General features: G+C 43.6%; 26 protein-coding genes and 1 tRNA gene. 13 read left to right on the top strand and 14 right to left on the bottom strand.

Going from position 1 to position 25,115, the window contains the following annotated elements:
* Complete coding sequence (locus ACYVNW_RS06865; RefSeq protein ID WP_460679106.1) at positions 1 to 495, bottom strand: DUF423 domain-containing protein; 495 nt, start codon at positions 493 to 495, stop codon at positions 1 to 3.
* Between ACYVNW_RS06865 and ACYVNW_RS06870 the strand changes: the two genes are divergently transcribed.
* Both ACYVNW_RS06870 and ACYVNW_RS06875 read left to right on the top strand, forming a co-directional pair.
* Complete coding sequence (locus ACYVNW_RS06870) at positions 470 to 2,041, top strand: hypothetical protein (RefSeq protein ID WP_460679107.1); 1,572 nt, start codon at positions 470 to 472, stop codon at positions 2,039 to 2,041. The two genes, ACYVNW_RS06865 and ACYVNW_RS06870, sit on opposite strands and share 26 nt — an antisense overlap.
* Before the next feature lie 102 nt (positions 2,042 to 2,143).
* The gene (locus ACYVNW_RS06875; protein WP_460679108.1) at positions 2,144 to 3,589 is read left to right on the top strand and encodes a DUF5723 family protein; all 1,446 of its coding nucleotides are present in this window, start codon (positions 2,144 to 2,146) and stop codon (positions 3,587 to 3,589) included.
* Positions 3,590 to 3,598: 9 nt separating this feature from the next.
* Here the strand turns inward: ACYVNW_RS06875 and tsaB are convergent, their stop codons facing one another.
* The 4 genes from tsaB to rpmH are packed head-to-tail and all read right to left on the bottom strand — an operon-like array spanning position 3,599 to position 5,127.
* Entirely contained in the window at positions 3,599 to 4,291 is a 693-nt protein-coding gene (gene tsaB / locus ACYVNW_RS06880) for a tRNA (adenosine(37)-N6)-threonylcarbamoyltransferase complex dimerization subunit type 1 TsaB (RefSeq protein WP_460679109.1), read from the bottom strand.
* Between the two features lie 10 nt (positions 4,292 to 4,301).
* Entirely contained in the window at positions 4,302 to 4,544 is a 243-nt protein-coding gene (yidD, locus tag ACYVNW_RS06885) for a membrane protein insertion efficiency factor YidD (RefSeq protein WP_460679110.1), read from the bottom strand.
* A complete protein-coding gene (gene rnpA / locus ACYVNW_RS06890) occupies positions 4,541 to 4,927 on the bottom strand; it encodes a ribonuclease P protein component (protein ID WP_460679111.1) in 387 nt (128 codons plus the stop codon). The genes yidD and rnpA overlap by 4 nt, the downstream gene beginning before the upstream one ends.
* 41 nt (positions 4,928 to 4,968) lie before the next feature.
* Positions 4,969 to 5,127, bottom strand: coding sequence for a 50S ribosomal protein L34 (gene rpmH / locus ACYVNW_RS06895; protein ID WP_157542256.1), 159 nt, complete (start codon positions 5,125 to 5,127; stop codon positions 4,969 to 4,971).
* Positions 5,128 to 5,270: 143 nt separating this feature from the next.
* Here rpmH and ACYVNW_RS06900 point away from each other — a divergent pair, with 143 nt between their 5' ends.
* Entirely contained in the window at positions 5,271 to 6,146 is an 876-nt protein-coding gene (locus ACYVNW_RS06900) for a ChaN family lipoprotein (RefSeq protein WP_460679112.1), read from the top strand.
* Here ACYVNW_RS06900 and mscL read toward each other — a convergent pair whose 3' ends face one another.
* The gene (gene mscL / locus ACYVNW_RS06905; protein WP_460679113.1) at positions 6,147 to 6,545 is read right to left on the bottom strand and encodes a large conductance mechanosensitive channel protein MscL; all 399 of its coding nucleotides are present in this window, start codon (positions 6,543 to 6,545) and stop codon (positions 6,147 to 6,149) included.
* A 168-nt stretch (positions 6,546 to 6,713) separates the two neighbouring features.
* Here mscL and rpoN point away from each other — a divergent pair, with 168 nt between their 5' ends.
* A complete protein-coding gene (rpoN, locus tag ACYVNW_RS06910) occupies positions 6,714 to 8,192 on the top strand; it encodes an RNA polymerase factor sigma-54 (RefSeq protein ID WP_460679114.1) in 1,479 nt (492 codons plus the stop codon).
* 122 nt (positions 8,193 to 8,314) lie between these two features.
* On the opposite strand, the gene ACYVNW_RS06915 is transcribed toward rpoN, so the two are convergent.
* Positions 8,315 to 8,593 carry a hypothetical protein gene (locus ACYVNW_RS06915; RefSeq protein WP_460679115.1) on the bottom strand — a complete coding sequence of 93 codons (279 nt, stop codon included), beginning with the start codon at positions 8,591 to 8,593 and terminating at the stop codon, positions 8,315 to 8,317.
* Between the two features lie 99 nt (positions 8,594 to 8,692).
* On the opposite strand from ACYVNW_RS06915, the gene ACYVNW_RS06920 reads away from it, so the two are divergent.
* Together ACYVNW_RS06920 and ACYVNW_RS06925 are read left to right on the top strand one after the other, a co-directional pair.
* Entirely contained in the window at positions 8,693 to 9,364 is a 672-nt protein-coding gene (locus ACYVNW_RS06920) for an SOS response-associated peptidase (RefSeq protein WP_460679116.1), read from the top strand.
* A gap of 121 nt (positions 9,365 to 9,485) precedes the next feature.
* Positions 9,486 to 11,366 carry a M1 family metallopeptidase gene (locus tag ACYVNW_RS06925; protein WP_460679117.1) on the top strand — a complete coding sequence of 627 codons (1,881 nt, stop codon included), beginning with the start codon at positions 9,486 to 9,488 and terminating at the stop codon, positions 11,364 to 11,366.
* Positions 11,367 to 11,445: 79 nt separating this feature from the next.
* Here ACYVNW_RS06925 and ACYVNW_RS06930 read toward each other — a convergent pair whose 3' ends face one another.
* Entirely contained in the window at positions 11,446 to 11,865 is a 420-nt protein-coding gene (locus ACYVNW_RS06930) for a YtxH domain-containing protein (protein WP_460679118.1), read from the bottom strand.
* Positions 11,866 to 11,963: 98 nt separating this feature from the next.
* Positions 11,964 to 13,841 (bottom strand): PAS domain S-box protein, encoded by a 1,878-nt coding sequence (locus ACYVNW_RS06935; RefSeq protein WP_460679119.1) that lies wholly within the window; start codon positions 13,839 to 13,841, stop codon positions 11,964 to 11,966.
* 235 nt (positions 13,842 to 14,076) lie between these two features.
* Here ACYVNW_RS06935 and ACYVNW_RS06940 point away from each other — a divergent pair, with 235 nt between their 5' ends.
* The 4 genes from ACYVNW_RS06940 (at position 14,077) to ACYVNW_RS06955 (ending at position 18,284) form a co-directional block, all read left to right on the top strand.
* The gene (locus ACYVNW_RS06940) at positions 14,077 to 16,323 is read left to right on the top strand and encodes an ATP-binding protein (RefSeq protein WP_460679120.1); all 2,247 of its coding nucleotides are present in this window, start codon (positions 14,077 to 14,079) and stop codon (positions 16,321 to 16,323) included.
* Complete coding sequence (locus ACYVNW_RS06945; RefSeq protein ID WP_460679121.1) at positions 16,310 to 16,726, top strand: response regulator; 417 nt, start codon at positions 16,310 to 16,312, stop codon at positions 16,724 to 16,726. The genes ACYVNW_RS06940 and ACYVNW_RS06945 overlap by 14 nt, the downstream gene beginning before the upstream one ends.
* 62 nt (positions 16,727 to 16,788) lie before the next feature.
* Positions 16,789 to 17,145, top strand: a complete 357-nt coding sequence (locus tag ACYVNW_RS06950; protein WP_460679122.1) for a hypothetical protein — start codon at positions 16,789 to 16,791, stop codon at positions 17,143 to 17,145.
* Between the two features lie 83 nt (positions 17,146 to 17,228).
* On the top strand, positions 17,229 to 18,284 hold the full coding sequence (locus tag ACYVNW_RS06955; RefSeq protein ID WP_460679123.1) for a spore photoproduct lyase family protein: 1,056 nt from the start codon (positions 17,229 to 17,231) through the stop codon (positions 18,282 to 18,284).
* A 73-nt stretch (positions 18,285 to 18,357) separates the two neighbouring features.
* Here the strand turns inward: ACYVNW_RS06955 and ACYVNW_RS06960 are convergent, their stop codons facing one another.
* The 3 genes from ACYVNW_RS06960 to ACYVNW_RS06970 form a co-directional block, all read right to left on the bottom strand.
* A complete protein-coding gene (locus tag ACYVNW_RS06960; protein WP_460679124.1) occupies positions 18,358 to 19,257 on the bottom strand; it encodes a GAF domain-containing protein in 900 nt (299 codons plus the stop codon).
* Between the two features lie 83 nt (positions 19,258 to 19,340).
* The gene (locus ACYVNW_RS06965) at positions 19,341 to 19,580 is read right to left on the bottom strand and encodes a hypothetical protein (protein WP_460679125.1); all 240 of its coding nucleotides are present in this window, start codon (positions 19,578 to 19,580) and stop codon (positions 19,341 to 19,343) included.
* 54 nt (positions 19,581 to 19,634) lie between these two features.
* Positions 19,635 to 20,498: an MOSC domain-containing protein gene (locus ACYVNW_RS06970; protein WP_460679126.1), complete on the bottom strand. Its 864-nt coding sequence runs from the start codon at positions 20,496 to 20,498 to the stop codon at positions 19,635 to 19,637.
* A 127-nt stretch (positions 20,499 to 20,625) separates the two neighbouring features.
* Between ACYVNW_RS06970 and ACYVNW_RS06975 the strand changes: the two genes are divergently transcribed.
* Positions 20,626 to 20,748, top strand: coding sequence for a hypothetical protein (locus ACYVNW_RS06975; RefSeq protein ID WP_460679127.1), 123 nt, complete (start codon positions 20,626 to 20,628; stop codon positions 20,746 to 20,748).
* A gap of 410 nt (positions 20,749 to 21,158) precedes the next feature.
* Here the strand turns inward: ACYVNW_RS06975 and ACYVNW_RS06980 are convergent.
* Together ACYVNW_RS06980 and ACYVNW_RS06985 are read right to left on the bottom strand one after the other, a co-directional pair.
* Positions 21,159 to 21,232, bottom strand: a tRNA-Arg gene (locus ACYVNW_RS06980).
* A 110-nt stretch (positions 21,233 to 21,342) separates the two neighbouring features.
* Complete coding sequence (locus ACYVNW_RS06985) at positions 21,343 to 23,187, bottom strand: PAS domain-containing protein (RefSeq protein WP_460679128.1); 1,845 nt, start codon at positions 23,185 to 23,187, stop codon at positions 21,343 to 21,345.
* A 258-nt stretch (positions 23,188 to 23,445) separates the two neighbouring features.
* Between ACYVNW_RS06985 and ACYVNW_RS06990 the strand changes: the two genes are divergently transcribed.
* Together ACYVNW_RS06990 and ACYVNW_RS06995 are read left to right on the top strand one after the other, a co-directional pair.
* Positions 23,446 to 23,913, top strand: coding sequence for a 3-oxoacyl-ACP synthase (locus ACYVNW_RS06990; protein ID WP_460679129.1), 468 nt, complete (start codon positions 23,446 to 23,448; stop codon positions 23,911 to 23,913).
* A gap of 242 nt (positions 23,914 to 24,155) precedes the next feature.
* Positions 24,156 to 25,016 carry an N-acetylglucosamine kinase gene (locus tag ACYVNW_RS06995; protein ID WP_460679130.1) on the top strand — a complete coding sequence of 287 codons (861 nt, stop codon included), beginning with the start codon at positions 24,156 to 24,158 and terminating at the stop codon, positions 25,014 to 25,016.
* Positions 25,017 to 25,115: the final 99 nt, after the last annotated feature.

Raw genomic sequence — 25,115 nt, forward strand, 5'->3', positions numbered from 1 at the left:
TTACTTCCTCAACGCAGCGATGGCCAGCATTGCCCAGCCCGCAATAAACAGCAATCCGCCAACGGGCGTAATCGGGCCCATAATTTTCAACCAGTCCCACTTCAACACTTCCCTGCAAGACAATAAATATAAGGAGCCGGAGAAAAACAGAATACCTAAAGTAAAGCACCAATAGCTGGCATAAACCAGGTTTCCTTTGGCGAGAGGCAGTGCTGCTAATAGCAATAACGCAAAAACGTGGTAAAAATGATATTGTACACCTTTGTTCCAGATTTCGATTTGTTGCGGCTGCAGATAAGCGCGCAGGCCATGTGCACCAAAGGCACCTAACACTACTGCCAGCACACCAAGTACGGCAGCAGTAAAAATAATTTGTTTATCCATGTGGGTAAGTGTAGCTAAAGTATCAAAAACCACTAAGTTATTTATGGCTGCAAAGTAAAAAATATACATTTGCATCACCTCGCTCATGAAGAAACTAATTGCGCTGACCATCCTGTTAATTGCTGCCATTACCGTGGTTACGCTGCTGTATTTCAAAAATCTGCATGTGCCCGGGCGCGATACGGAACGCATTATGGAATCCATACCGGCGGATGCAGCCCTGATTATGGGTATTAATAACGATGACAGCTTTTATGACGTATATGATAGCAGCGCCTTATTTACAGCTTTGGCAGGCACCGAACAGTTACATGAATTAAAGATATTACGCCAGCAACTGCTGCACAGCGCACTTTTAAATACGCATTTTAACAACCAAACCTTATATGTTTCCGTTCATGCCGGAGGCAACCTGCTGCTTACCTTTAGCAGTAATCATACATTACCTGTAAACCAACTTGCGGCCTTACTTAAACAAAATAAAGGGGTAGCTAATGTTACACCGCAAACTTTTAGCGGCAACAAAGGCTTATCCATTCAACTAACAGGGCTGAACCGTCCTTTTCAGCTGATAGAACGGGGGAAGGACATTTATTCAGGCAGTTTTTCGCCCGAAGTAATTGAAGCTATAAGCAAATCTTTAACCCAAAAAAGCCGGTTTAAGCCCCTGCCCGATCAGCAACAAGGTAACGTATTGGCCAACTTATATATCAATTATGCTGCCTTTAACCCGCTTGTGGGACATTGGTTTAAAGCTGCCAACGCAGATTTTATAAACCCCCTAACCGCACTGCCCGCACAGGCCGCGCTCACACTCAATTATAAAAGCGATGCATTAATGTTTAACGGATATACTTCTATTGAACCTAGATCACCGGCTACTTATCTTACCCTATTTGCCAATCAGCAACCCTATGTGAGCGAGCTTAAAAGTATTTTTCCGCTCATTACCGCTTACAGCACCTGCTTTTCGGTATCTGACCCTGCCCTGTTTCAACACAATTTGGTGCAATGGCAAAACAGGGCCGGCTTGAAGCCAGAGCGGGATGCCTTGCTGCAGCAAATAAAAAGTGAAACAGGCGTTGATGCAGCCGGTGATTTTAACAGCCAGCTTGGAAATGAATTTGCTATTGTTACTACCCGTTTTGATGAAAAAATAGCTATTATTCAGCTTAAAAACGGTTCAAAACTACTACCGTCGCTGGCTAATATCAGCATTGCTACAGAAGATAACACCGGCAGGTTTAATTACAATAAACTGCCGTTTTTCTTGCTGGGCGATGCATTCAGCGCTTTTAAACGCCCTTATTTTTGGATTACCGATAACTACCTCTTTTTAGCCAATACGGCTGCTGCTTTAAAAAACTATCAGGCTATCTACAGTCAGCGTACTTTTTTGCCGGGCAATAACCGGTTTAATGAGTTTAGTAACCTGATGAGCGAACGTAGCAACATTTGCTTTTTTATTAACTATAAAAACGCAGCACAGCTGTTAAAACGCGATTTGCAACCTGCCGCTTATCAAACCCTTTACCCAAAAGATAAAAATGCAGGTTCGTATTACGCAGGCTCATACCAGCTCAGCAGTGCCGACAAACAGTTTTACACCAACCTGTGCCTGCAGTTGAACAAACCCGATACGGTGCTATCTAAATAAATTAATATCTTAGGCCTAACTTAATTACAATTTAGCCGTTAAAGCAAAAAGCTGCAAAAGCAGCTTTTTATACTTAATTACCCTGGCAAACCCGGTTACTAAATGAACAAATTTTTACTGAGTTTACTACTTACTTTATGCTGTGCCACCGCCTTTGCCCAGCGTTACTCGCAATACAATACCGGCACCTTATACGATTCGTTTGAAAACCCTGCACAACGCGCCTTCATTCCCGACTCGAGCCGTGGGGTCGCCTTCAATTTTCTGATTCCTTCATTTAACTCTTATAGCCTGCTAACAGGCAATTCGCAGAGTGCTCTTTTACAACGGGCTTTTGTAGGTAATTATGCCGTACGCGATTCGTCTCGCCTGCTGCCCACCAGCACCAAAAGCAGTCATTTAATTGCCAATGCCAATGTATATGCCATTATGTTCAAAGTGTTTACCAGTTTGGATGGCAACCAGGAAGTTGGATTTTCGGCACAAACACGGGCCGAAGGACGGGGCGTATATACCGACCAGCTGGCTATGCTTTTTAGCGGTATTAACGTAAATAAATTTGCCAATAACACTGTTTATAATAACGCATTAAACACCAAGCTATATTACCAGGCTTATCACCAGTTTAGCTTTACTTACCGCGAACAGGTAAACAAACAATTTGCCCTGGGCATAAAATTAAGCGCACTGCTGGGCATAGCATATAACAAATTAGATATCAACCAGTCTGCATTGCAGTACTCCGGAGATTCAAATGCCAACATTTACCTGGGAGGCCAGCTGCATTCCAGTTATGTGCCCGGTCAGTTCGAGAAACACGATTTGTTGCCAAACTTCAGAAATCCTGGTGCTTCCATCAGTATTGGTACCATGTTCCGTACCCGCGATGGCTTTATATTACAAGGAAATATTAAAGATTTAGGTTTTATTCACTGGAGCAAGAATTCTCAGGTTTATGATTTCGGTAACTTCACCACCCTTGAATTTAATAACAGGCGCACCCGCGAAGACAACATTTTCAGGTCATTAAACAATGTGATACAAAAGTATCCTGCAAGCGGCTCATTTAATACCCCTATACATGGCCGGGCAGAATTCAGCGCCGCCCGCACTTTTTATGTAGCCGGCGATAACATGGTTAAGTACACCCCTACCTTAATTGTAGCCAAACAGTTTTATGATCCCGGTACCGAAGCAGCCTTGGTTAACCACATACAATACGGTAATGCCATACTTACTTTAACGGGTATATATAACGATTTACGCACCTTTAGCCTGGGCACCCAACTGATGGTCAAATCGCCAAACGTCGACTTTTATGTTGGCAGTGATGCCTTGAAGCAAAGTATCACTACCCTGGGGCAATCTCATAAAAATGAAGATTTGATTAACCGTAATGCCTCATACTCTGCAGCAAGCGTTTACATGGGTTTCAGCATTAAATTCGGCAATGTAATTGAACACCCGATGAATGCCAGCCGCATCCCAATGGGCGAAAAAGGCTTTTTCGGTCGCCTGTGGGGCCGCCTGTTTAAAACCGACAGGTAATCGAAAGCATTATGCTTTCTTAACGCCTGCAATAAAGTCCTTCAGGTAATAAGGCTCAAAGTACGCCACATCTTCAAACTGCCCCGATGCAAAACGGGTTGCTGCCAGTTGCGTAATTCCCATGGCAGAATTTACAAAATCGGTAACTATGACAGCATTGGCATTATGCCCCAGTGCTTCACTGCATTTGGCAGCGCCATCACCGAAAAATATCACTTGCTGCTGTTGTAACACCTCGTTAAAGCTATTTTCATCGATAATTTCAGCTGTTATTGGAGTTACAGCCTCGCCTTTAATGGTATACAATGCGGTATAAACTTCCATGCGGCGTGCATCTATCATGGGGCATAGTAACACTTCTGGATTCAACAAACCCTGGCGCGATTGTATAAAGCCCATCGCCATGGCCTGCAACGTATCAACGGCAATCAACGGCTTATCGGCAGCATAACAAATACCCTTCGCTGTAGATACGCCAATGCGCAAACCGGTATAAGAACCCGGTCCGCTGCTGACAGCTACTGCATCCAAATCTTGATAAGTTACTTTTGCCTGCTGCATCACTTCATTGATAAATAAAGTAATAACTTCAGCATGGCGGTTACGTTCATTAATTTCACGAATGGCTACCACCTCGCCATTGCGTGCAAGCGCAACAGAGCAAGCAGTAGTAGCGGTTTCTATTTGCAATATTAAGCTCATGGATAAATAATTAAGGTACAGGATCGGGGCCATGCTTGCCCCAGGGATGACAGCGGCCAATACGTTTAAGGGTTAACCAACCACCCTTAAAAGGGCCGTATTTGCGTATAGCTTCTAACCCATACTGTGAGCACGTAGGTTGAAAACGGCAGGAAGCGCCCAACAGTGGCGACAGCAAAAACTGATAGCCACGGATAATGATGATAAACACCCAGCCTATCGCTTTTTTAATTCCTTGCAGCACTGTTTTCATTGGGTAACCAGTTCGGTTAACTGATGCAGCAATTTCAGCATTTTTTTCTGCATAAATGCATAATCGGTAATTTCTTTACCAATGTAATTAATGGAGAAAATGATTTGCTTTTGCTGCAATTGCAGCGGCTGATATAAGTGCTGATCTTTTTGCAGGCGGTAAGCTTCGCGGGTGCGGCGCTTAATCAGGTTGCGGTCAACGGCGTGCTTGTAACGCTTTTTGGGCACCGCAATAAGTACCTGTGCGGATGCAGGCAGGAGAGCCGTAGCCGGCAGCCAGGTAAGCCTGAACGGATAACATAAAAAAGAAGAACCACTGCGATAAAGCTCAGCAATGAGCGTTTTATTACACAGTCGTTCTTCTTTCTTAAAGGTATGTTTCATTGCCGTAAATACTCCCAACGCAGGAGGATGGGCAATCAGTGTTAGGCTTTGTGACGACGCTCGTCAGAAACGCTTAATCTTTTTCTGCCTTTAGCGCGACGTGCGGCTAAAACTCTGCGGCCGTTAGCTGTTGCCATACGCTCACGGAAACCGTGCTTATTTCTTCTTTTACGTTGAGAAGGCTGAAACGTTCTTTTCATGACTTATATATAAAAAATTCTGTTCGTGTAATTATTTATTAAAACGGAGCGCAAATGTACAATTAATAATTTGTAAAACCAAGTAAGTAATTATCCACATTAAAAGTAGATTTGCCATACACACGGTAAACTCACCTCTGCACATGAAATCAATAATATTCTTTCTGGTAATTATTGCCCTGCCCGTTTGCCTGCAGGCACAAACACATTATAAAGTATATAGCACCGCTGATAAAAAGTTAGTGAGCCTGGATGATATCGTCAGGAAGATGGATAATGCCGATGTACTGTTTTTCGGTGAGGAGCATAATGACTCCGTCGGGCACATCATAGAATTTACCATATGGCAAAAGCTGGCTGCAAAGTATCCGGCTAAGGCAGCCCTCAGTTTAGAAATGTTTGAAACCGATGTACAGCCGGTGCTGAACGAATATTTAGCCGGTCAGGTATCAGAAAAATATCTGGTTAAAGATGCCCGTGCCTGGCCCAACTACCCCACCGACTACCGCCCTATGGTAGAGCTGGCCAAAACCAGTCACTTACCGGTAATTGCCGCCAACGCACCGGGCCGCTATACAAACATGAGCAACCGCTTAGGTTTGGCAGCGTTACAGCAATTGTCAACCCAATCCAAAGCTTACTTACCTCCCCTGCCCATTGATACTGCTACCGGCGCTTATTATGAGAAATTCTCACAATTGATGGGCGGCCATGGCAGCATGGGTGGCATGCAGCTATACCAAGCTCAGAATTTATGGGATGCCACCATGGGCTGGTCAATAGCCAATTACTACAAAAGCCATAAAGGCGCAAAAATCTTCCAGGTAAATGGCGGCTTCCACAGCGAAGAAAAGCTGGGCGCGGTTGCCCAACTCAAACGCTATGCATCACAAGCCCGTGTGATCAACATTGCGGCCTATGCCAGTCCCGAGGAACTAAGTAACCCTAACTGGGCAAAGTATAGCCAGATGGCCGACTATGTAATCCTCACTGATTTTAAAGCTAAAGACAACGAGTAATTATCCTCTTTTCGCCAGCAAATCCCGAATTTCAGTTAAAAGTACTTCCTCTTTAGTAGGCGGCACAGGCGCTAAATCGGGCTTGGCAGCTACTTCATCTTTACGCTTAAAGCGGTTAGCAGCTTTTACAATCAGAAATAAGGCAAAAGCAACAATTACGAAAGAGATGATTTGTGAGATAAAATTACCGTACTTAATAGCCGTGCCCGGTATTACCAACTGATTGAGGTTAGACAAATGGGCCGCGCTTAATGCCGGCGTAAGTATGGCCGGGGTAATAATATCCTCCACCAGTGAAGCTACAATACGCTGAAAAGCGGCACCAATAACTACCGCAATGGCCAAATCAAGCACATTGCCTTTAACAGCAAACTCTTTAAATTCTTTTACAAAACTCATGTCAAAAAAGTATTAAGTTACTACAATGGTAAAGGTAAAATATTTATTTAAATGCATTAAACCCCGCAAACATTTGGCCGTTTAAAGCATTAACAACAGTATACCAATTACATCAGCGTTATTTTTATGTTAAGGCAAATTGATGTACTTTTGCCCTGTTAATATCTTATGCTAAAACAAAGTCTTCAACAAAAATTATTACAAAAACTTTCTCCGCAGCAAATTCAGTTTATCAAACTGCTGCAGGTGCCTACTGTATCGTTAGATACCCGCATTAAGGAGGAACTGGAGGAAAATCCTGCCCTTGAAGACCTGAGTTTAGCCAACATGAATGAGCCGGAGGAACAATATCCCGACCGTGACCCTGATGACGATTATAGCAGCAGCGATGACGACAGCAGCGATTACGACGAATTTAATATTGACGATTACCTGCAGGAAGATAACGTAAACGATTACGGCTCCCGTTACGACCAAAACGGCGATGATGAGGAAGACCGTAAAGAAATGCCGATTGCCGTACAAAGCTCCTTCTTTGAAAGCCTGCAGAACCAACTGGATTTAGTGCCGCTGGCTTCTGATAAAGAATTTCTGATCGGGCAGCAGATTATTGGCAGCCTGGATGATGACGGCTACCTGCGCCGCCCCATTATGAACATTACGGATGATCTGGCTTTTTCACAGAACGTAATGGCCGAGGATGAAGAGGTGGAGGAAATGCTAAAGGTTATCCAGTCTTTTGATCCGGCAGGCGTAGGTGCCCGCAGTTTACAGGAATGCCTGCTGATACAATTACGCAAAAAAGATACGACCGACCCTATCATCCGCAAAGCCATGCTGGTGGTAGAAGAATACCTAGATGAGTTTACCCGCAAGCATTATGATAAGCTGGAACGCCAGCTAAACATGAACTCGCAGGAACTGCGTGCGGTTGTTAACGAGATACTGAAACTAAACCCCAAGCCGGGTGATACCAACGAGGTAAACACCAAGCAGCAGCAGGTGATACCCGATTTTCATATCTCAAATAATGACGGCACTTTGGTGCTGACTCTAAATGCAAAAAATGCTCCAGAACTGCGCGTAAGCCGCACTTATCAGGAGATGTTTGAAGATTATGACAAGGCCTCGCAGCGCAACCGGCAGATGAAAGAGGCGGTGCAGTACATTAAGCAAAAGCTGGATTCGGCAAAGTGGTTTATTGATGCTATTAAGCAACGCCAGCAAACCCTGCTGAAAACCATGAATGCGATAATGGTGTATCAGTACGATTTCTTTTTAACCGGCGACGAGAAAAACCTGCGCCCTATGATTTTAAAGGACATTGCCGATAAAATAGGGATGGATATTTCTACCGTATCGCGCGTAGCCAACTCTAAATATGTGCAAACCGAGCACGGTACGTATCTGTTAAAATCTTTCTTCTCTGAAGCTATCCAAACCGAAAGCGGCGAGGAAGTATCCAACAAAGAGGTGAAGAAAATCTTAGAAGAATGCATTGGCGGCGAAGACAAACGCCACCCGCTGGCTGATGAAAAGCTTACCGAAATATTAAAGGAGCGCGGTTATAATATTGCCCGCCGCACTGTAGCCAAGTACCGCGAGCAAATGAACATTCCGGTAGCGAGGTTGAGAAAAGAATTGTAATGCCCCCCACCCCCCTGAAGGGGGAGCAGGAGTTTTGACAAAAGATAAAGGACGAAAGGAGAAAGGACAAAAGATAGGATTATTGAATCCTTTGTCCTTTCTCCTTTCGTCCTTCATCCAATTTACATGGAGTCAATATAACCCTGTATGGCCGCTCCGAGCTTTTCTACAATTTCTTCGTCCAGGCCGCCCTCCTGTTGTTCCCAGCATTCTACTTCGTTGCAGGTGTGCACCAGGGTGCAAATGTGTTCATTATTGCCAACTACAATATAGCTGTCGTTACAAGGAATCACCAGCATATTGCTGAACTCACCATTGTCATATAAATCAGCCTCAATGTGGAAAGCCTCCTGGGGCTGCTCCTGCTCAAAATCAAGGTCGTCAAATTCGTCGTTATTCATACTTAATTTACAAATAATGGTGCCGATGGTTTGGAGCAGGTACTGAAGCAAACAATACCTTAAATAAATCGCTTAATATTCAAATAAGCTCAATCTATTATGTGTGCACGTTATACCGAAACCAAATCTGCCGATCAGCTTATGCAGTTTTTTCAGGTAAAAAGTATCGACCCATTTCAACCCGGCTACAATATTGCCCCTACCCGCGAGGCGCCAGTGATTACAGCTGATGAGCCCGATCGCGTTCAGGCTTTTCATTTTGGCCTGGTACCGTTCTGGGCCGAAGATACCCGCATTGGCACCAAACTGCTGAATGCCCGCAGCGAAACACTGCTCGAGCTGCGCACCTTTAAACCCCTGATGACGCACAACAAGCGCTGCCTGGTGCTGGCAGACGGTTTTTACGAATGGAAAGCTGAAAAAGCCGGTAAGCAGCCCTACCGCTTCACCCGTACTGATGAACAACCTTTCGCCTTTGCCGGCCTGTGGTCGCAATGGAAGAACCCCGAAACTAAACGCCTGTACAATAGCTTCACCATTATTACCGGCGAGCCCAACCAGCAGGTAGGCTCATTGCACAACCGTATGCCGATTATGCTGCACCCCGAAGACCAGCAATTGTGGCTATCTGATGATGTGCCATTGAACGAATTAATGCAGCTATGCAAACCCTTCCCTGATGAAGAAATGCAAATGTACGCGGTATCAAAAGAGGTGAATAAAGTAACCAATGACCATGCGGGGTTAATTTTGCCGGCAAATAGCAAATAGCAAGTAGAAGCAGCTGCAACCCATCCCCAACCTGTCAGTGCAAGCTATAGCGTGACAATATGTACATCTCAGCTCTTTAGCTTTTAAATAATTGCGTACTTTTCGCAAAATTTAAAAGCTTATGCAATTGAAAACCTTTTGTGCGGTTCTGGTACTGGCCGCATCGGCTATGCAGTTAAAAGCGCAAACGCTGTATATGCCACGCGATGTAAAGCGGGCTTACCAAAATGGTACCCGCTCGCTGGATGGCCGCCCCGGCGCCAGGTATTGGCAAAATACGGCCAACTATGATATTCACGTAACAGCCCTGCCGCCCGACCGTAACATACGAGGCACCGAGCAGATTGTGTATACCAATAACAGCCCCGACACCCTGAAGCGGCTAAACATGAAACTCATCCTCAACATTCACCGCCCCGGCGCGCCACGCTCACAACCGGCCAGCCCCAATTATTTAACACCCGGTGTACAGATTGATACCTTTGCAGTTGAAGGAAAGCAAATTCGCTGGAACAATGATGCAGCTTCATCTACCAATCAGGCCATTAGCCTGCCTAAGCCATTGTTGCCCCATACTTCAGTGAAACTGAACATTGCCTGGCATTACCAGATTTCGCTGGAAAGCGGCCGCGAGGGCATGATCGATTCTACCACTTATTACTTGGCTTACTTCTACCCGCGGGTATCTGTTTATGATGACTATAACGGATGGGACCGTATTGCTTTTACCGATGGTATTGAGTTTTATAATGATTTTAACAATTACAAACTCAGCGTAACTGTGCCCAAAAATTATTTGGTATGGGCTACCGGCACACTTCAAAATACGGATGAAGTATTACAGCCGGAATATGCCAAACGCCTGAAAAAATCCATGACCAGCGATTCTACCATTCACGTAGCTACAGCGGCTGATTTGCAAAAGCAAAACATTACCCGGCCTAATGCCACCAACACCTGGTTATGGACGGCCGAAAACATCACTGATGTAGCTTTGGGCCTTAGCAATCATTATGTATGGGATGCGGCAAGTGTTGTGGTGGATAAAAACACCAAGCGTCGCGCCAGCATGCAGGCCGCATTTAAAGATGATGCAGCCGATTTTCACCAGTCGGTACAATTCGGGCGCAACTCTTTAAGTTGGTTCTCTAACAACTGGCCGGGCGTACCTTACCCCTTCCCTAAAATGACATCTTTCCAAGGCTTTGCCGATATGGAGTACCCGATGATGGTAAACGACAGCCACACCGAAGACCCGCATTTTTCGCAATTCGTTCAGGATCATGAAATTGCCCATACTTACTTTCCGTTCTACATGGGTATTAATGAAAGTCATTACGGTTTTATGGACGAAGGCTGGGCTACTACCTTTGAATTACTGATTGGCACCTCGGAGGTTGGAAAAGAGCAGGCGGAAAAACTGTACAAAGGCTTCCGTGTAAACGGGTACATCAATAATCCTGCTACTTATGAAGACCTGCCGGTAATTACCCCCACCGACGAACTGAACCGGGGTGCCGGTAATAATGAATATGGCAAACCTTCATTAAGTTATCTGGCACTTAAAGATATGCTGGGCGATGCCTTATTCAAGAAAGCATTGCATACGTATATGGACAACTGGCATGGCAAGCACCCTATTCCGTGGGATTACTTTAACTCTATGAGCAGCGGCTCGGGCCAGAATTTAAACTGGTTCTTTAATAATTGGTTTTTCACCAATAACTATATTGATATAGCTGTAAAAACCATTCAAAAAACCAATAATGGCTATGTCTTCAATGTTGAGAACGTAGGCGGCTTTGCCATTCCGTTTGATGTAAAACTTACTTACGCTGATGGCAGCACTGAAGTAAAACACCAAACACCTGCAGTTTGGGCAGCCAATCAAAAGCAAACGGCTGTCAATATTGCCACCACTAAAACTTTGTCATCAATCACTTTAGATGGCGGTATTTTTATGGATGCTACAGAAAAAGACAACACTTTTGTTGTAAAATAAGGTCTGCATCAATATGCATATAAACAACAAATGCCCGGCTTAACCGGGCATTTGTTGTTATTGTAAATACAAAACTGGATTATGCGTTTTGCACTTGTGAATTTGCACTGTCGGCAGCACTTTTTACTTCTGCTTTGGCGTTGTCATAAGCACCTGTAGCTTTTGATTTAGCTTCGTCGGCTAAATCACCGGCCTGGCCTTTTAAATCAGAATACTTTGATTTTACGGCGCCAATAGCTTCGTCTTTATAGTCGTTTACATCACCTGCAATGCTGTTGAATTTGGTTTTAGCTTTATCGGCTACGGTAGAACCATATTCTTTTAAGTCATCAGCAGTGTTTAATGCTCTTTCTTTAGCCTTTTCAAACAGGTCGTTTACATAATCGGCTATATCTTCTCTTAATTCTGAGCCGCTTTCAGGGGCTAATAACAGGCCGATGGCTGCACCGGCAGCAGCGCCCACTAATAAAGCTGCAATAATTTTAGTTTGATCTTTCATGTTCGTTTTATATTAAGTAGATGTTCATGATAGTAACAACGCTAAAACATTAGTGTTTAATTAATTTTGTTTTTTTGAAGTATAATGCTGTGCACCGTTCAAATTTCGTGGTTGGTTACCGGCAAAGTGAAGTAAAATGTGGAACCTTTACCGCGCTCGCTTTCTAAGCTAATCTGCCCTTTATGGCGTTTTATAATTTCGGCTGCAATAAATAAACCGATACCGAAACCTGAAAAAGTTTGTTCGTTTTTCCCCTCCACCCGGTAAAAGCGGTTAAACACCTGTTGTTGGTCTGCCGGGCTGATACCTATACCATAATCTCTTACTTGTATGGTTACCTCATTGCTGTTACCGCTTACTGCTACATCCACATCAGGCGCTGTGGGCGAATACTTAATGGCATTGGTAAGCAGGTTGGTTACTACCTGGGCAATGCGGTCTTTGTCGGCAATTACTTCAAAATACCCATGCTCAGTGTACCTTATTGTATGAGTGGTTGTGGTATGCTGCACTTCTTCTATGGCTTCTTTTACGGCATCATTCACCACAATATTGGCCAGATTAAGGCTCAGGCGGCCGCTGTCCATTTTAGATACGTCAAGCAAATCTGCCACCAGGCGGGTAAGCCGGCCTACCTGCTTGTTTACTGTAATGAGCGACTTTTTAGTAAAATCGTCATCATCCACGTTTTTATGCCTACTAATGAGCAACTGTACATAAGCCTTTATAGAGGTTAAAGGCGTTTTCAGCTCATGGCTGGCCATGCCGATAAAATCATTTTTAATTTGCTCGTGCTCCTTCATCCCGGTAATATCAATGCCCGAGCCGATATAGCCTTTAAATACGCCGTTTTCGTTGTAACGGGGCAAGCCTTTCATGGTTACCCAATGGTAGTTGCCATTGGCAGCCCTGATGCGGTATTCAATATTATATTCGGCCTGTAACTGAAAAGAGCGCTGGTAAGTTTTTACCATCAGTTCGCGATCATCAGGATGGATATGGGCCTCTACAGGGTTTTCGGGGTAATTTGCCAGGGAGTCCACTCCTAAAAACTGCATAAAGCTGCGGTTCAAAAACGATATGTGATGATCTTTGCTGCTCATCCAGATGAACACGGGCGCAGTATCGGCAATTAACCTGAAACGCTCCTGGCTGTCTCTGGCGGCCTGCTCTGCATTTTTGCGTTCGGTAATGTCCATGCACGAGCCTACATAACCTGCAAAAGTACCATCTGTTAAGTACCGCGGCTTGCCTGTGGCGGCAACCCATTGCAACTCCTGATCTGCCCTTAATATCCTGAAATCTACATTATAGGGTTCCTTATTTTTAAACCGGTTAATATAATCTTCAATCACACGGTAGCGATCGGCCGGTAATACCGAGTGTATCCAGCCCCTGCCCAAATGCGCCTTTAAGGGCCTGCCGGTCCAGTCAATCCATGCCTGGTTTACAAAAGTAATTTCACCCCGGGTATTGATCATCCACAAAGCCGTACCAGCTGCATTAATAATATTTTCGAATAGTAGTTGCTGCTCGGCCAAAGCCCGGTTTGCCTTGGCCCGTTCTGTAACTTCCATACCGGCAATAATTACACCGGTAACCTGGCCATGATCATCCCTGAGCGGAGAATATTCTAAATCGAAGAAACGATGGGCAGAAGTGCGGTTATTATTCCAGTCGGCAGTAAGGCCAAAATCATACAACTGCAGCGGTTCGCCGCTTTGATAAACATTGGCCGCGTGAGTAGCAAAAGGCTGGTTTATGAACTCGGGCCATGCCTGGCTCAAAGGCAGCTGGTACATTTGGCGATTACCAAAAAGTTGGGCAAAGGCATCGCTGTAATATTCACATATAAACTCTTCGCCGCGTAACACTACAACTAAGCCAGGCGTTTGAAAGTGAAACGAATCCATGCGTTCATCTTGCCGGGGCAAATGAAGTAGTTGATGCTTTTCTGCTTCGCGGTTAGTAAGCATAGGCAGTTAAATTTAAAAGAAAGATGTAGTAGTGTTAATGCTTTAGCAAAAGTAAACAGGTATCCTGTAAAATTTAATTAATAAATAAACTTTTACAGATGATGCTGTTTTTAGGGTACCTGAATTTAAAAACAAGGTAAAGATTTATTTTTAAATGTAAAGTTAATTCTGTTAACAACTTGCTTTTTCATTTATATTTGAACGTTTGGGCTGCAGCGTGCCCACACCTTCTATCATGAAAGATTTTAAAGTAGATTTAACAAACTGCGACCGCGAACCTATTCATATTCCGGGTAATATTCAGGCGCATGGCTTTTTAGCTGCTACTGATTACAAACATATGATTACCTATGTGAGTGAGAACGTGCAGCAATATTTAAATGTAACACCCGCTCAGCTGCTGGGTAAGCCGGCAAGCACATTAGCACAGTTTATACAACACCAAAACGACCCCGAGTTTATTACGCATTTGTTGCAACTGGGCAAGCATGCGCAATCTTTTGAAAATATCAACCCCTATCAGGTTACGATTGACAGCAAAACTTACAACCTGATTCTTAATACTACGGATGACGGTTACCTACTGGAATTTGAGCCGTCGGCATCAGATTTAAGCTTCGATTTGCAGCGCACCATTGGCAGGTCGGTGTCTGAGATGCTAAGCGGAAAATACCTGCAGGAACTATTGGAGAACGCAGCCCACCAGGTAAAGCGGATTATCCGGTACGACAGGGTAATGATTTATAAATTTCTGGATGACGGCCACGGGCATGTGATTGCCGAAGCTGCGAATCCCGAACTTGAACCTTTTTTGGGTTTGCACTATCCGGCAACTGATATTCCTAAACAGGCCAGGCAGCTATACATAGCTAACCTCACCCGTATCATTACAGACGTAAATGCAGAGCCCTCACCTATTGTAACATTAAATATAGACGATGCGGAGCCCAAACCCTTAAATTTAACCAACTCTGCTTTAAGGGCCGTATCACCCATCCATATTCAATATCTGAAAAACATGGGGGTAGCCTCAAGTTTCAGTATTTCTTTACTCTATCGCGATCAGCTATGGGGATTAATTGCATGCCACAACTATTCGCCCCGGTTTATTGATTTTAAAGCACGCGAGGCCGCTAAACTGGTCGGCCAGATCATCTCGTCGGCTTTAGAATTTAAACAGGACGAGGAGAATGTAGAACTATCAGAACAGTTTAACCAGGTTTATACCTCGCTGTCTGCAAACTTGCGTAAAGGCGGCGATATTAAAGACGCCTTAACTAAACAGAAGCCATCGGTACTTGATGCTGTGCAAGTCACCGGCGCCGCTGTAATTTTTGAGAATAGCATATCGCTTTTGGGCGTAACACCCAGCGAGGAACAAACCAAAGAGCTGGCTGCCTGGTTAAAAACGCAACTGGTTGATAAAATATTTTACACCCACCATCTGCCAGCCTTGTTTCCACAAGCTAAAACTTACAGTACTGTAGCCAGTGGTTTGCTGGCCTGCTTGCTATCAAGCGAAATGGGCGAAATGATTTTGTGGTTTAAACCCGAACAACTGGCCACTGTAGACTGGGCAGGCGACCCCAACAAACCGGCAGAACCTGGCGAAGATGGCGTAATGCAGCTATCGCCCCGCCGCTCGTTTGATGTATGGACTGAAACCGTGCGCTATACCTCCAGCCGCTGGAGCAATGCCGAAATTGCTTCGGTGCTGCGCCTGCGCGAAGAAGTGGTTTATGCCATTAACCGTCAGGCCAATGAGATCCGTATCCTGAACGAGAAATTAAAGCAGGCGTATGATGAACTGGACACCTTCAGCTTCACTATATCGCATGATTTACGCACGCCTTTATCCACAATCAAAAACTACTCTGAGCTATTGCTTGAAACCAACCCGAATTTGGATAGTGGCTCACAACGGCTAATCAATAAAGTGATTGCCGGCGCCGACAAGATGAACTTCCTGATTAAAGAGGTGCTCAACTACTCTCAAATTGGCCGTACCGAAATCAATTATGTGCCTATAAACATGCATAATTTGATCACTGATATAGAACAGGAATTGAGGATGGCCCTAAAACCGCAAAATTTAACCTTTGTTGTTCAGGATACTCCGGAGATAAAAGGCGACCCAACGATGGTTAACCAGGTGTTTACCAATTTACTTAACAATGCGGTGAAATATTCGAGCCGCTCAGCTGCACCAAAAGTAATAGTAAACGGCACGGAGAATGATTATGAAATTATTTATAGCATTAAGGATAATGGTGTAGGTATTGATGTAAACTATTATAACCGTATATTTGATTTATTTAAGCGAATGGACAATGTGCAGGATTACGAGGGCACAGGAGTTGGTTTAGCTATTGTAAAAAGGATTGTAGAAAAGCATAAAGGCCGTATTTGGCTGGAAAGCGAACTTGGAGTTGGCACGATATTTTATGTATCTTTTACAAAATTTACCGATGCGAAAAACTGATATCATATATATTGAAGACAATGAGGATTTTTCCGAAATTGTTGAACGTGCTTTTACACAGGTAAATGATCAGGCTCAGTTAACAATTATTGATGATGGCAAAACTGCCCTTCAGAAAATTGAAGCTATGGCCGAAGCTCAGCATAAACCCCGGTTAATATTACTGGATATGAATTTGCCTGGAGTATCAGGGTTGGATGTATTGCGGAAAATTAAAGAAACAATGGCTTTGCGCTGCGTTCCGGTGGTGATGTTTACCACTTCTGATAATCCAAAGGATATCAGAAACTCGCTGGATAACGGCGCCAATGCTTACGTAACCAAACCCTTAGGTTATTTAAATTTGGTGAATTGCCTTAAATCAGTGAACGATTTTTGGATTAATACGGCTACGTGCGCTTAACCGGGCAGCATGAATTTATATTGATCTGTATTATCCGCCAAAACTTAATTCATAATCTACTGATGAAAAAAATATTACTAAGCATTACCGGTTTACTGTTGTCCATCAGTTGCTTCGCTCAAACTCGCATTGAGGCTAAAGATGCAGCCAAGCATCTGAACGAGGACGTGAACATTTATGATAAAGTATATGGGGCCAAGTTTTTTACCAGTTCATCCCTCACGTTGCTGGATGTAGGCGGCAGCCACCCCAACGAATACCTAACACTGGTAATTAAAGCCGAAGACCGCAAAAAATTTACCACCCCACCTGAAGATTTATACAAGGGTAAAAGCGTTTGCATTACCGGCAAACTGATTGATTTTAAAGGTAAACCTGAAATTATTATTACCGACCCGGAACAGTTGAAGGTGCAATAACTTTTGACCGTTTAATTACTGACTTTGAGCCGTTAAATTCCCTTCTGGCATGGTTATTAACCATATAGGTAAATATAGAATTTATGCCAGATTTTCATCCCAATCAAATTCTTTACACCCCTGATGCGCTCAATGAACATGGGCAGCAACTGGCCAAAAAGTATCCGAATGCCAGCCTGCAACAGGTAAAACAGCACAACCGTTTACCAGAGCTGGAAGGCATGGGGCATTACAAGGCCAAATCTGATGTATTGGTGCTGGGTCGCCTCAAATCTCAGCAAATTAAGTATAGCGGCCGCAGTTCGGATTTTATTGCACCCAGTTTGGCTAATGGCTGCTTTGGCGGCTGTGCTTATTGTTATGTAGACCGGCATAAAGCTATTAATCCCATCACTATTTTCACCAATACTGATGAGATTATACGCACATTGGATAAGCACATTATGAGCCAGCCCTGGCCGCGTGTGCCTAATCAAACCGATCCGGATTATTATACTTATGATATTGGCTGTAATTCTGACATTGCCATTGACTACAGCATTTCGCCGGGAATACATGATGTATTTGAGTTTTTCAAACAACACCCGCGCGCCAAGGCTACTTTTGCTACTAAGTTTGTAAATCGCGAGCTGCTTGAGTTTAACCCGCAGCGAAAGATTCGCATACGTTTCAGCCTGATGCCGGCGGAGGTGAGCAAACTGGTTGATGTACGTACAGACAGTATTGAAAAGCGCCTGAATGCGCTGAACGATTTTTATGACGCCGGTTATGATGTGCATGTCAACTTCTCGCCCGTTATTGTTTATGACCGCGTGCGTGGTGTAGAACGCGATTGGGAGGAAGATTACCGGGAACTATTTCAGCAGTTGGATGCGGCAGTGCGGCCCGAGGTTAAGCAGCAGATGCAGTGCGAAGTCATCTTTTTAACGCACAATCAATCTCAGCATCTCGTTAACCTGAACATCAACCCGAAGGCTGAAGAACTGCTGTGGTTACCTGAGTTACAGGAAACCAAACAGAGCAGCTTTGGCGGTATCAATGTACGCTACCAGCACCAAGCCAAGACCAGGATGATTAACACCTTCATCAATATGATGACACAGGAAATTCCCTGGTGCGGTATACGCTATATATTTTAAACAATCAGATACCTAATCTCAATTTAGCAATGTTGAGCGTTTGATTACCGTTAGCTTTAGTAATATGATTTGATTATTGCTGGATTTCACCAGTTGGCTTTATAGCTTCAGTCCTGATCATTACGCCAATGATATTTTCCATATCATCACGTAAAGGAACGAAGTTGACGCTCAGCCTGCTATTTTCACCGGTGTTTTGTGTTTGCCATTGTACCTGGTGCTCATGCCCGGCCAGCGCCTGGTCTATATACACCATTAGCCGCCTGCCCTTATCTTCGCTGATATAACTAATCAGGGGCCGGCCTTCTTCTAAAGGCATGGGGTAATGGATGTTGCTGTAAGTTGCAGCTGCCTTGTTAAAAGCAGCCAGTTTGTGCTGCTGATCAATAATAACGCATGGATACGCAAAGCTGTTAAATGCGGCGCTTATTTGTTTAAGTTGCAGGCTTATTAATTGTTTTTCGGCCTGTAACGCATCATACTGCTCGGCCAGGTTACGCAAACTCCAGTTGAGCTCTAATACGTTTACCACCTGCCGGGATATAGCACGCAATGCATCCTTCTGCATATCATTCAGCTCACGGGGCTTTACGTCCAACACGCATACGGTGCCAATAGCCTGCCCGTCATAAGTATTTAAAGCAGACCCAGCGTAGAAACGGATATTGGGTTGATTTTTAACAACCGGTAAGTTAGAAAAGCGCTCGTCCTGCTGTGCATCAGGTACAATAAGCAGGTCAGGCTGCGCAATGGTGGTGTTGCAAAATGAAAGCTCACGCTCATTACTGTCTATATCTACTCCATATTTAGCGGTAAACCACTGCGTTTGGTCATCAATAATGGTTACCAGCGCCACAGGTACTTCGCAAATTTGCGCAACAAGATTAGTTAGCGCATCCAAATCCCGGCGGATGCCCTCGGTAAAGTGCTTGAAACGGTTTACAGCCAGCAGGCGCTGGTATTCATTTTGCATTGGTGCGTAATACGTTATTAATGGCTATAAATAAAGCCTTGAAAACTATTGTAGTATGATATTAATGACCTGAACCTGTTATATTACCACTGATGCTGCTTAATGGCAGCGCCCAGATGCTGAATATGCTCTGCATCGAACAACAAGGCGGCATGTGCATGGGGTTCATAAATCCATATGCCATTTTCGTTGCACAGCATTACGCCGCAAGGCTCATCACAATAGGCCAGATCATAAACACTTTCAGTACCCTCGCGTGGTGTAATAATCACAGCCACGGGATGATCTTTCATGGGTACATCTATTTCAAAAGAAGTTGTCATATGTATAATTAACTACTTTAACTTAACTTGGTTCTGCTGAGGAATGGTTTTTCTTTAAAATTCATCGGTCAGCAGGCTGTATAGCGGCACCTCTGCCGGCTGCAGCATAAAATCGGGTTTGGTTCGTGTTACCTGTATTTCATCACCTACACTTATCTTGCCTTCCCCTTGGTGTAGCAGGTTTTGCCCGAAGTAAATTTTATGATTGCGGGTACGATAACCGGCCAGCGTTTTGGTAGGCTCTTTGCCGCTTTGTCCGCTTTGCTGGTTGATACCAATCATTACACAACGCGCGCAAGGCTTTACGCCATAAAACTTCAAGCTACCAATTTTGATTTTCCCCATCATGTCTTCGGCATGTGCCTCTCCCCCTTCGAAAACCAAATTCGGCCTGAACCTATCTATCTCTACCGGGGCTGCCAGCCTGCTATTCAGCTCGTTCAAAGACGCCTGCCCGATGATGAGAAAAGGATAAGCATCCGCAAACGATACCTGCTCGTTATTTTTAGCATAGCGATGGTCGACAGGGCGGTGGGCATCATCACTCATATACACCAAGCGGCAGCTTAAGTTGAGCTTCTGGCTAAACCAAACATCAGCAGCTGTATCAACCAGCATGGCAGTACAGGTATCATCCCAAATGCTAACCGTAACTGCTGAGCCAATTACAGGCTGAAACGGAATAGTATACATACTGCCGTCCGGCTTGTAAGTAATCTCAAAACCATCGTCGGCCAGTTGCAAACCGAACAAAGCCATAGCCGGGTGACTGCGCTGCGACAAGAAGGTGTTGTTATCATCAATCAGCATCCAGCGGCGGTCATACTGCAAACCGCGGTCGGTTACTTCAGCCTCTTGCAAAGCAACACCGCCCAACGATTTAACAGGGTATATAAAAATCTGGCTTAGGGTTAGCATACAACTATTAACTTGCGGATTAATGGATTACAAAAATGATATCAAATTTATAATTAATACTATTTATGTTGTATTTTAGTATAAATATAAAATTTATATTTGCTTAACCACGGCTTACCATCATTATATGAACCCAAAAAGCCAAGATCAGAAAAACACACCAGAAAATCTTGATCTGTTTTCATTGGAATATGCCGTTCAGCTCATTATTTTACTGGCGGTGGGCTTACTGGCATTTTCATTTTTCTAACTTTTAAGCGTTTTTTACGCTGAAATGGAAGATCTGTCCTACATATCGCTTGTCATAAGGTGAAGATCAAAATTGATACAGTCAAAATAATCAACCAGACCTTTCTTGTTCATAGGTTACTGAAAGTATTTTTATAACTGTAAATAAATTAAGTCACTCACTACCCATCAAATGGTATCTCATTTAACATCGTTACTGCAGGCTACCTAAACGTTATAAAATCTGCAGTTTCCTTAGTTTTTTAGCTTGATTTGACGTTGCCACTACGAAAGTTACGATAAAAACGCAATTGCGTTAAAATGACTTGAAGTTAATTAACTTATTAGTGATGATTCGTTTTTACCAACCTGCTGGTTAATACAAATCATACAAAAAAAGCCCTCAACTAGAAGTTGAAGGCTGCATTGAAGTGATTCCGTTTGGATTCGAACCAAAGACCTACTGCTTAGAAGGCAGTTGCTCTATCCAGCTGAGCTACGGAACCCCGCTCTTTATGGCGCTGCAAATATGCGAATTTTGATTTTAAATTACCAATATAAATTTAAGCCGTGGTTTTACGCTTATTCTTGCCTCAAATACTTCACCCGGCGTTGATTAATTTGAATCAGAATCTTTTATGTTTTGCTGTGCGTTCAGCCAGTTCACCGCCTCAATTTTGGTGGCAAAATGCTGTATCACCACTTCGGCACGCAAGTGCAGTTTTACATGATCGGCAGAGAGGCGACTAAATGCGCACGTAGAATATACAATAGCAATGTGGGTAACGCCTTCTTCGTACACTTTCGGTGTCCATTCAAAATTTACCCATCGTACCGCTCCTTCCCACACACCCAGCAAATTCGAATTATCAATCAGCAGCAGGCGAGGCTTTTCCTTTCTTACGGTATGTAAAATTTCAATAGCCCAGGCTTTTACCGACTCTGCATCATGAAATCCTATCCAATTAGCAGTAAGGCATTGCAGCCCTGCATTATGGTGTAAAATCACCCGGGGTTGCTGGTATACCGAAAAGTAGTCTCCTTTGTTCAGCTTATAAGAGGCCATGTTTGCAAGCGGAAAGCTGATGAAAAGCTCCGAGCCGCCTGCAGGCAGCGTTTCTGCCCAAAAATTTCCATGGTGTTTTTTCACAATGGCAAACATTTTAGCCATACCCGAACTGATGGATGGGGTAATTTTGTTTCTGTTATAAGCTTCAAAGTATTCGAGCAACTTGCAGCTTGATAAATCTGTATCGCGGTTTTGTGCGGAAATAATGTAATGCCCGTTTTTAACTTGACTCTTAATTACAATTTGCTGCTCGGTTACAACAATGTTTATTGCACTATCCAATACACTTTTAATGGCGGCCTGTATAGCCTTTTCATTTCCATAAAAAGCGGTAGCCTGACTGGCCTCCAGCTTAAACTGTACGTTTGGGTAAAACGATGCGTGGCTGTTTACAGTTTCCTGCAAGAGCACATCAAGATAAAAACCGTTAAGGGTACGTTGTAAATAGGTGTTTTTGTCTGCATTCAGCATTTTGTTCATACGCTTCAGCATATCATCCAGCTCCCGGCTGGATTCCAGTATGTAACCGGCAACATCTTTAAAGTGCGTTACATCCACCAGGTTCTCCTCTACCAATTGCGTGAGGCCAATTAAACTGGCTACCGGCTTGCGTATAAAATGCGAGTTGAAAAACGACACCTGTTTTAACTGTTCCAGTTTATCAACCAGCGCGTTTTCAAAAAGCTTTTTGTTGGTCATATCTTTTAACTGAAATACCAGCCCCCCCTCGGCAGGGTATACCAGCACAGAAAACCACTTTTGCAGCGGCCAGAAATAGTGTATAAACTCAACGGTAGTTTGCTCGTTGCGGGCCTTGTGGCAGTTGATATAAAAATCGGTATACGAGAGTTCGGGTAATACCAGCCAAAAGTTTTTGTGCATTACATCTTCGCTCCGGTATTCAATCAGCTGCTGCATTGCCGGGTTCCAGTTTGTAATCGTCCAGCTACAGTCTACCTGGCAGTAACCTACCGGGGTTTTGTTCAGCACCCGGTCCAGGCGCAGGTGGATATCGGTTAAACTTTGGGTAAGGGCTTTGCTATCGTCAATACTGATCTGCATTAAGTGTGCCTGAGCGCCATTATATATTAATGCATAAATGTGAACCCTAACATCAAGCAAGGCTCCACCTTTAGTAAGGTGCTGCACAGTGGCGGGTGCGGACTGATTTTGTGTTGCTTCGTTGAAGCCACTATTAAGAACAGCACTTTCGGCATAAAAATCGGCCAGGTTTTTTTGCAAAAATTCCTGGCTGCTGTAACCATAGCGCAAAACTGCAGCGTGATTTACCCGTAAAATTTGAAGGGTTTGCGCATCATAAATCCACATGGGTTGCGGATTATTATCAAACAAAAATTGAAAGCCGGAATTTGGCGAGGTATCTACAGTCACAACTCTTTTTCTACATCAACTCACTCTGTACCAATAGACAAAATTACATTAAATTGCTTATTAGTTAAGCAAGATTATATCATATATCAAACATATTCTTATTATGTTTAAAAGCAAACAGAAAATTGTTATATATGTAACTGCAGTGGGGTAATTGAATTAAATTTTTGCGAACGTTTTTACCGATACTTACACGCTCATTAGTTAATAAAGAAACAATGAGTGGAACTTTGTTGATGATATTTTTAATACTTGTTCATGTCTGATTTTACTTTCGCTTTAAAAGCACAGTTATACCAGTTTTGCACCGAATATATCACTACACGTATTTCCGGTATACAACAGGCCATAACTGCGGCTCAGCAGGCCAGCGCCGATGATACCAAAAGCAGCGCCGGTGATAAATATGAAACCACCCGCGAAATGATGCAACAGGAAACCAACCGTAATACTGCTCAACTGGCCGAAGCGATGAAAATCAAAGCGGCTTTAAACCAAATTAAACCCGATGCACAACCTTTACCAAAAGCCGCACCCGGAAGTTTGGTTTTCACCACCGAAGGCAATTTTTATATTGCTGTTGGTGCCGGCAGCTGCGTGATTGACCATATTACTTACCATACCATTTCTGCAGCCTCGCCCATAGGGCTGCAACTGCAAAAGCGCCTTGCGGGAGATGCATTTGAGTTCAATAAAAAGACTTACCGTATTACTAACATCCTGTAAACCGGTAAATGTGTACGTTAAACACCTGCTATATCAGGTTTTACTTATAGTTACAGTATTATTACAAACTATATTTATTAACTTAAGTTAATTATGGCAACTAATTTATTCACAATCTGTTAATTTAAATTAAATATATTTTCCCTTACATTACTTATTTCTTTTTTTTGCTGATATAAAGGGCATTTCTTTTTTTTACACATAGTAAATCATACATTTAACCAATTTTTAAATCTAATTATATGATCATAATTGCCGACGGCGGGTCTACCAAAACCAATTGGTGCCTGGTCAACGAAGAAGGTAAGAAGGTATATTTCAATACCGAAGGCTACAACCCCTACTTCGTAAGTACTGAGTATATTGTTAATTCATTAAACGAAAATCTGCCGTCTGATTTACCTAAGGAAAACATTACAGAAGTAAATTACTATGGTGCAGGCTGCTCCACTGCCGATAAGGTACAGCAAGTGGTAGATGCCATGCAAATTGTATTCCCGAAATCGAAAGTATATGTAGGGCACGATTTGCTGGCCGCAGCGCGTGCGTTGCTGGGCACCGGTAAAGGCTTTGCGGCTATTTTGGGTACAGGTACCAACACCTGTATTTATGATGGTAAAAACATTGCCCACAACATTGATTCTGGTGCTTACATTTTGGGCGACGAAGGCAGCGGCTGCTACATTGGCAAAAAGCTGTTAACAGATTACATCCGCGGCTATATGCCGGAGAACGTACGGAAGATTTTTTGGGAAACCTTCCAGCTTACGCCTGATGATGTAAACGAAGCGGTATACGTAAAGCCACTGGCTAACCGTTTTTGTGCCAGCTTCAGTAAGTTTGTGTATGATAACAATGTAAACATTGAGTATAGCCGCAACCTGGTAAAAACTTCGTTCGAAGACTTTTTCCGCAACCTGGTTACACATTACCCTAACTACCAAGACTACACTTTCAATTGTATAGGTTCGGTAGGTTACAACTTCCGCAACGTGCTGGAAGAAGTAGTAACTGAGCATGGCATGGTGATGGGCAACATTATCCGCTCGCCTATAGATAACCTGGTGAAATACCACCTGGAGATGGCGCCAAGCCAGCTGTAGAGATGCCCCCTAACCCCCTAAAGGGGGAATTGAATTTGGATACAAGATAAAAGAGAAAGGACAAAAGATTGAGGATATAATTCCTTCATCTTTTGTCCT

The organism is Mucilaginibacter koreensis (genome assembly GCF_054783355.1).

Excerpts from the sequence above, each read along its gene's own strand:
- ACYVNW_RS06915 (WP_460679115.1), bottom strand. The coding sequence starts at position 8,593 with ATGAATAACGACGAATTTGACGACCTTGATTTTGAGCAGGAGCAGCCC.
- ACYVNW_RS06950 (WP_460679122.1), top strand. The coding sequence starts at position 16,789 with ATGAAAAAAATATTACTAAGCATTACCGGTTTACTGTTGTCCATCAGT.
- rnpA (WP_460679111.1), bottom strand. The coding sequence starts at position 4,927 with ATGAAACATACCTTTAAGAAAGAAGAACGACTGTGTAATAAAACGCTC.
- ACYVNW_RS06865 (WP_460679106.1), bottom strand. The coding sequence starts at position 495 with ATGGTCAGCGCAATTAGTTTCTTCATGAGCGAGGTGATGCAAATGTAT.
- ACYVNW_RS06995 (WP_460679130.1), top strand. The coding sequence starts at position 24,156 with ATGATCATAATTGCCGACGGCGGGTCTACCAAAACCAATTGGTGCCTG.
- ACYVNW_RS06875 (WP_460679108.1), top strand. The coding sequence starts at position 2,144 with ATGAACAAATTTTTACTGAGTTTACTACTTACTTTATGCTGTGCCACC.
- ACYVNW_RS06975 (WP_460679127.1), top strand. The coding sequence starts at position 20,626 with ATGAACCCAAAAAGCCAAGATCAGAAAAACACACCAGAAAATCTTGAT.
- ACYVNW_RS06990 (WP_460679129.1), top strand. The coding sequence starts at position 23,446 with ATGTCTGATTTTACTTTCGCTTTAAAAGCACAGTTATACCAGTTTTGC.
- yidD (WP_460679110.1), bottom strand. The coding sequence starts at position 4,544 with ATGAAAACAGTGCTGCAAGGAATTAAAAAAGCGATAGGCTGGGTGTTT.
- ACYVNW_RS06935 (WP_460679119.1), bottom strand. The coding sequence starts at position 13,841 with ATGCTTACTAACCGCGAAGCAGAAAAGCATCAACTACTTCATTTGCCC.
- ACYVNW_RS06870 (WP_460679107.1), top strand. The coding sequence starts at position 470 with ATGAAGAAACTAATTGCGCTGACCATCCTGTTAATTGCTGCCATTACC.
- mscL (WP_460679113.1), bottom strand. The coding sequence starts at position 6,545 with ATGAGTTTTGTAAAAGAATTTAAAGAGTTTGCTGTTAAAGGCAATGTG.
- rpoN (WP_460679114.1), top strand. The coding sequence starts at position 6,714 with ATGCTAAAACAAAGTCTTCAACAAAAATTATTACAAAAACTTTCTCCG.
- ACYVNW_RS06900 (WP_460679112.1), top strand. The coding sequence starts at position 5,271 with ATGAAATCAATAATATTCTTTCTGGTAATTATTGCCCTGCCCGTTTGC.
- ACYVNW_RS06940 (WP_460679120.1), top strand. The coding sequence starts at position 14,077 with ATGAAAGATTTTAAAGTAGATTTAACAAACTGCGACCGCGAACCTATT.
- ACYVNW_RS06960 (WP_460679124.1), bottom strand. The coding sequence starts at position 19,257 with ATGCAAAATGAATACCAGCGCCTGCTGGCTGTAAACCGTTTCAAGCAC.
- ACYVNW_RS06955 (WP_460679123.1), top strand. The coding sequence starts at position 17,229 with ATGCCAGATTTTCATCCCAATCAAATTCTTTACACCCCTGATGCGCTC.
- ACYVNW_RS06945 (WP_460679121.1), top strand. The coding sequence starts at position 16,310 with ATGCGAAAAACTGATATCATATATATTGAAGACAATGAGGATTTTTCC.
- ACYVNW_RS06970 (WP_460679126.1), bottom strand. The coding sequence starts at position 20,498 with ATGCTAACCCTAAGCCAGATTTTTATATACCCTGTTAAATCGTTGGGC.
- ACYVNW_RS06930 (WP_460679118.1), bottom strand. The coding sequence starts at position 11,865 with ATGAAAGATCAAACTAAAATTATTGCAGCTTTATTAGTGGGCGCTGCT.
- ACYVNW_RS06920 (WP_460679116.1), top strand. The coding sequence starts at position 8,693 with ATGTGTGCACGTTATACCGAAACCAAATCTGCCGATCAGCTTATGCAG.
- ACYVNW_RS06925 (WP_460679117.1), top strand. The coding sequence starts at position 9,486 with ATGCAATTGAAAACCTTTTGTGCGGTTCTGGTACTGGCCGCATCGGCT.
- rpmH (WP_157542256.1), bottom strand. The coding sequence starts at position 5,127 with ATGAAAAGAACGTTTCAGCCTTCTCAACGTAAAAGAAGAAATAAGCAC.
- ACYVNW_RS06965 (WP_460679125.1), bottom strand. The coding sequence starts at position 19,580 with ATGACAACTTCTTTTGAAATAGATGTACCCATGAAAGATCATCCCGTG.
- tsaB (WP_460679109.1), bottom strand. The coding sequence starts at position 4,291 with ATGAGCTTAATATTGCAAATAGAAACCGCTACTACTGCTTGCTCTGTT.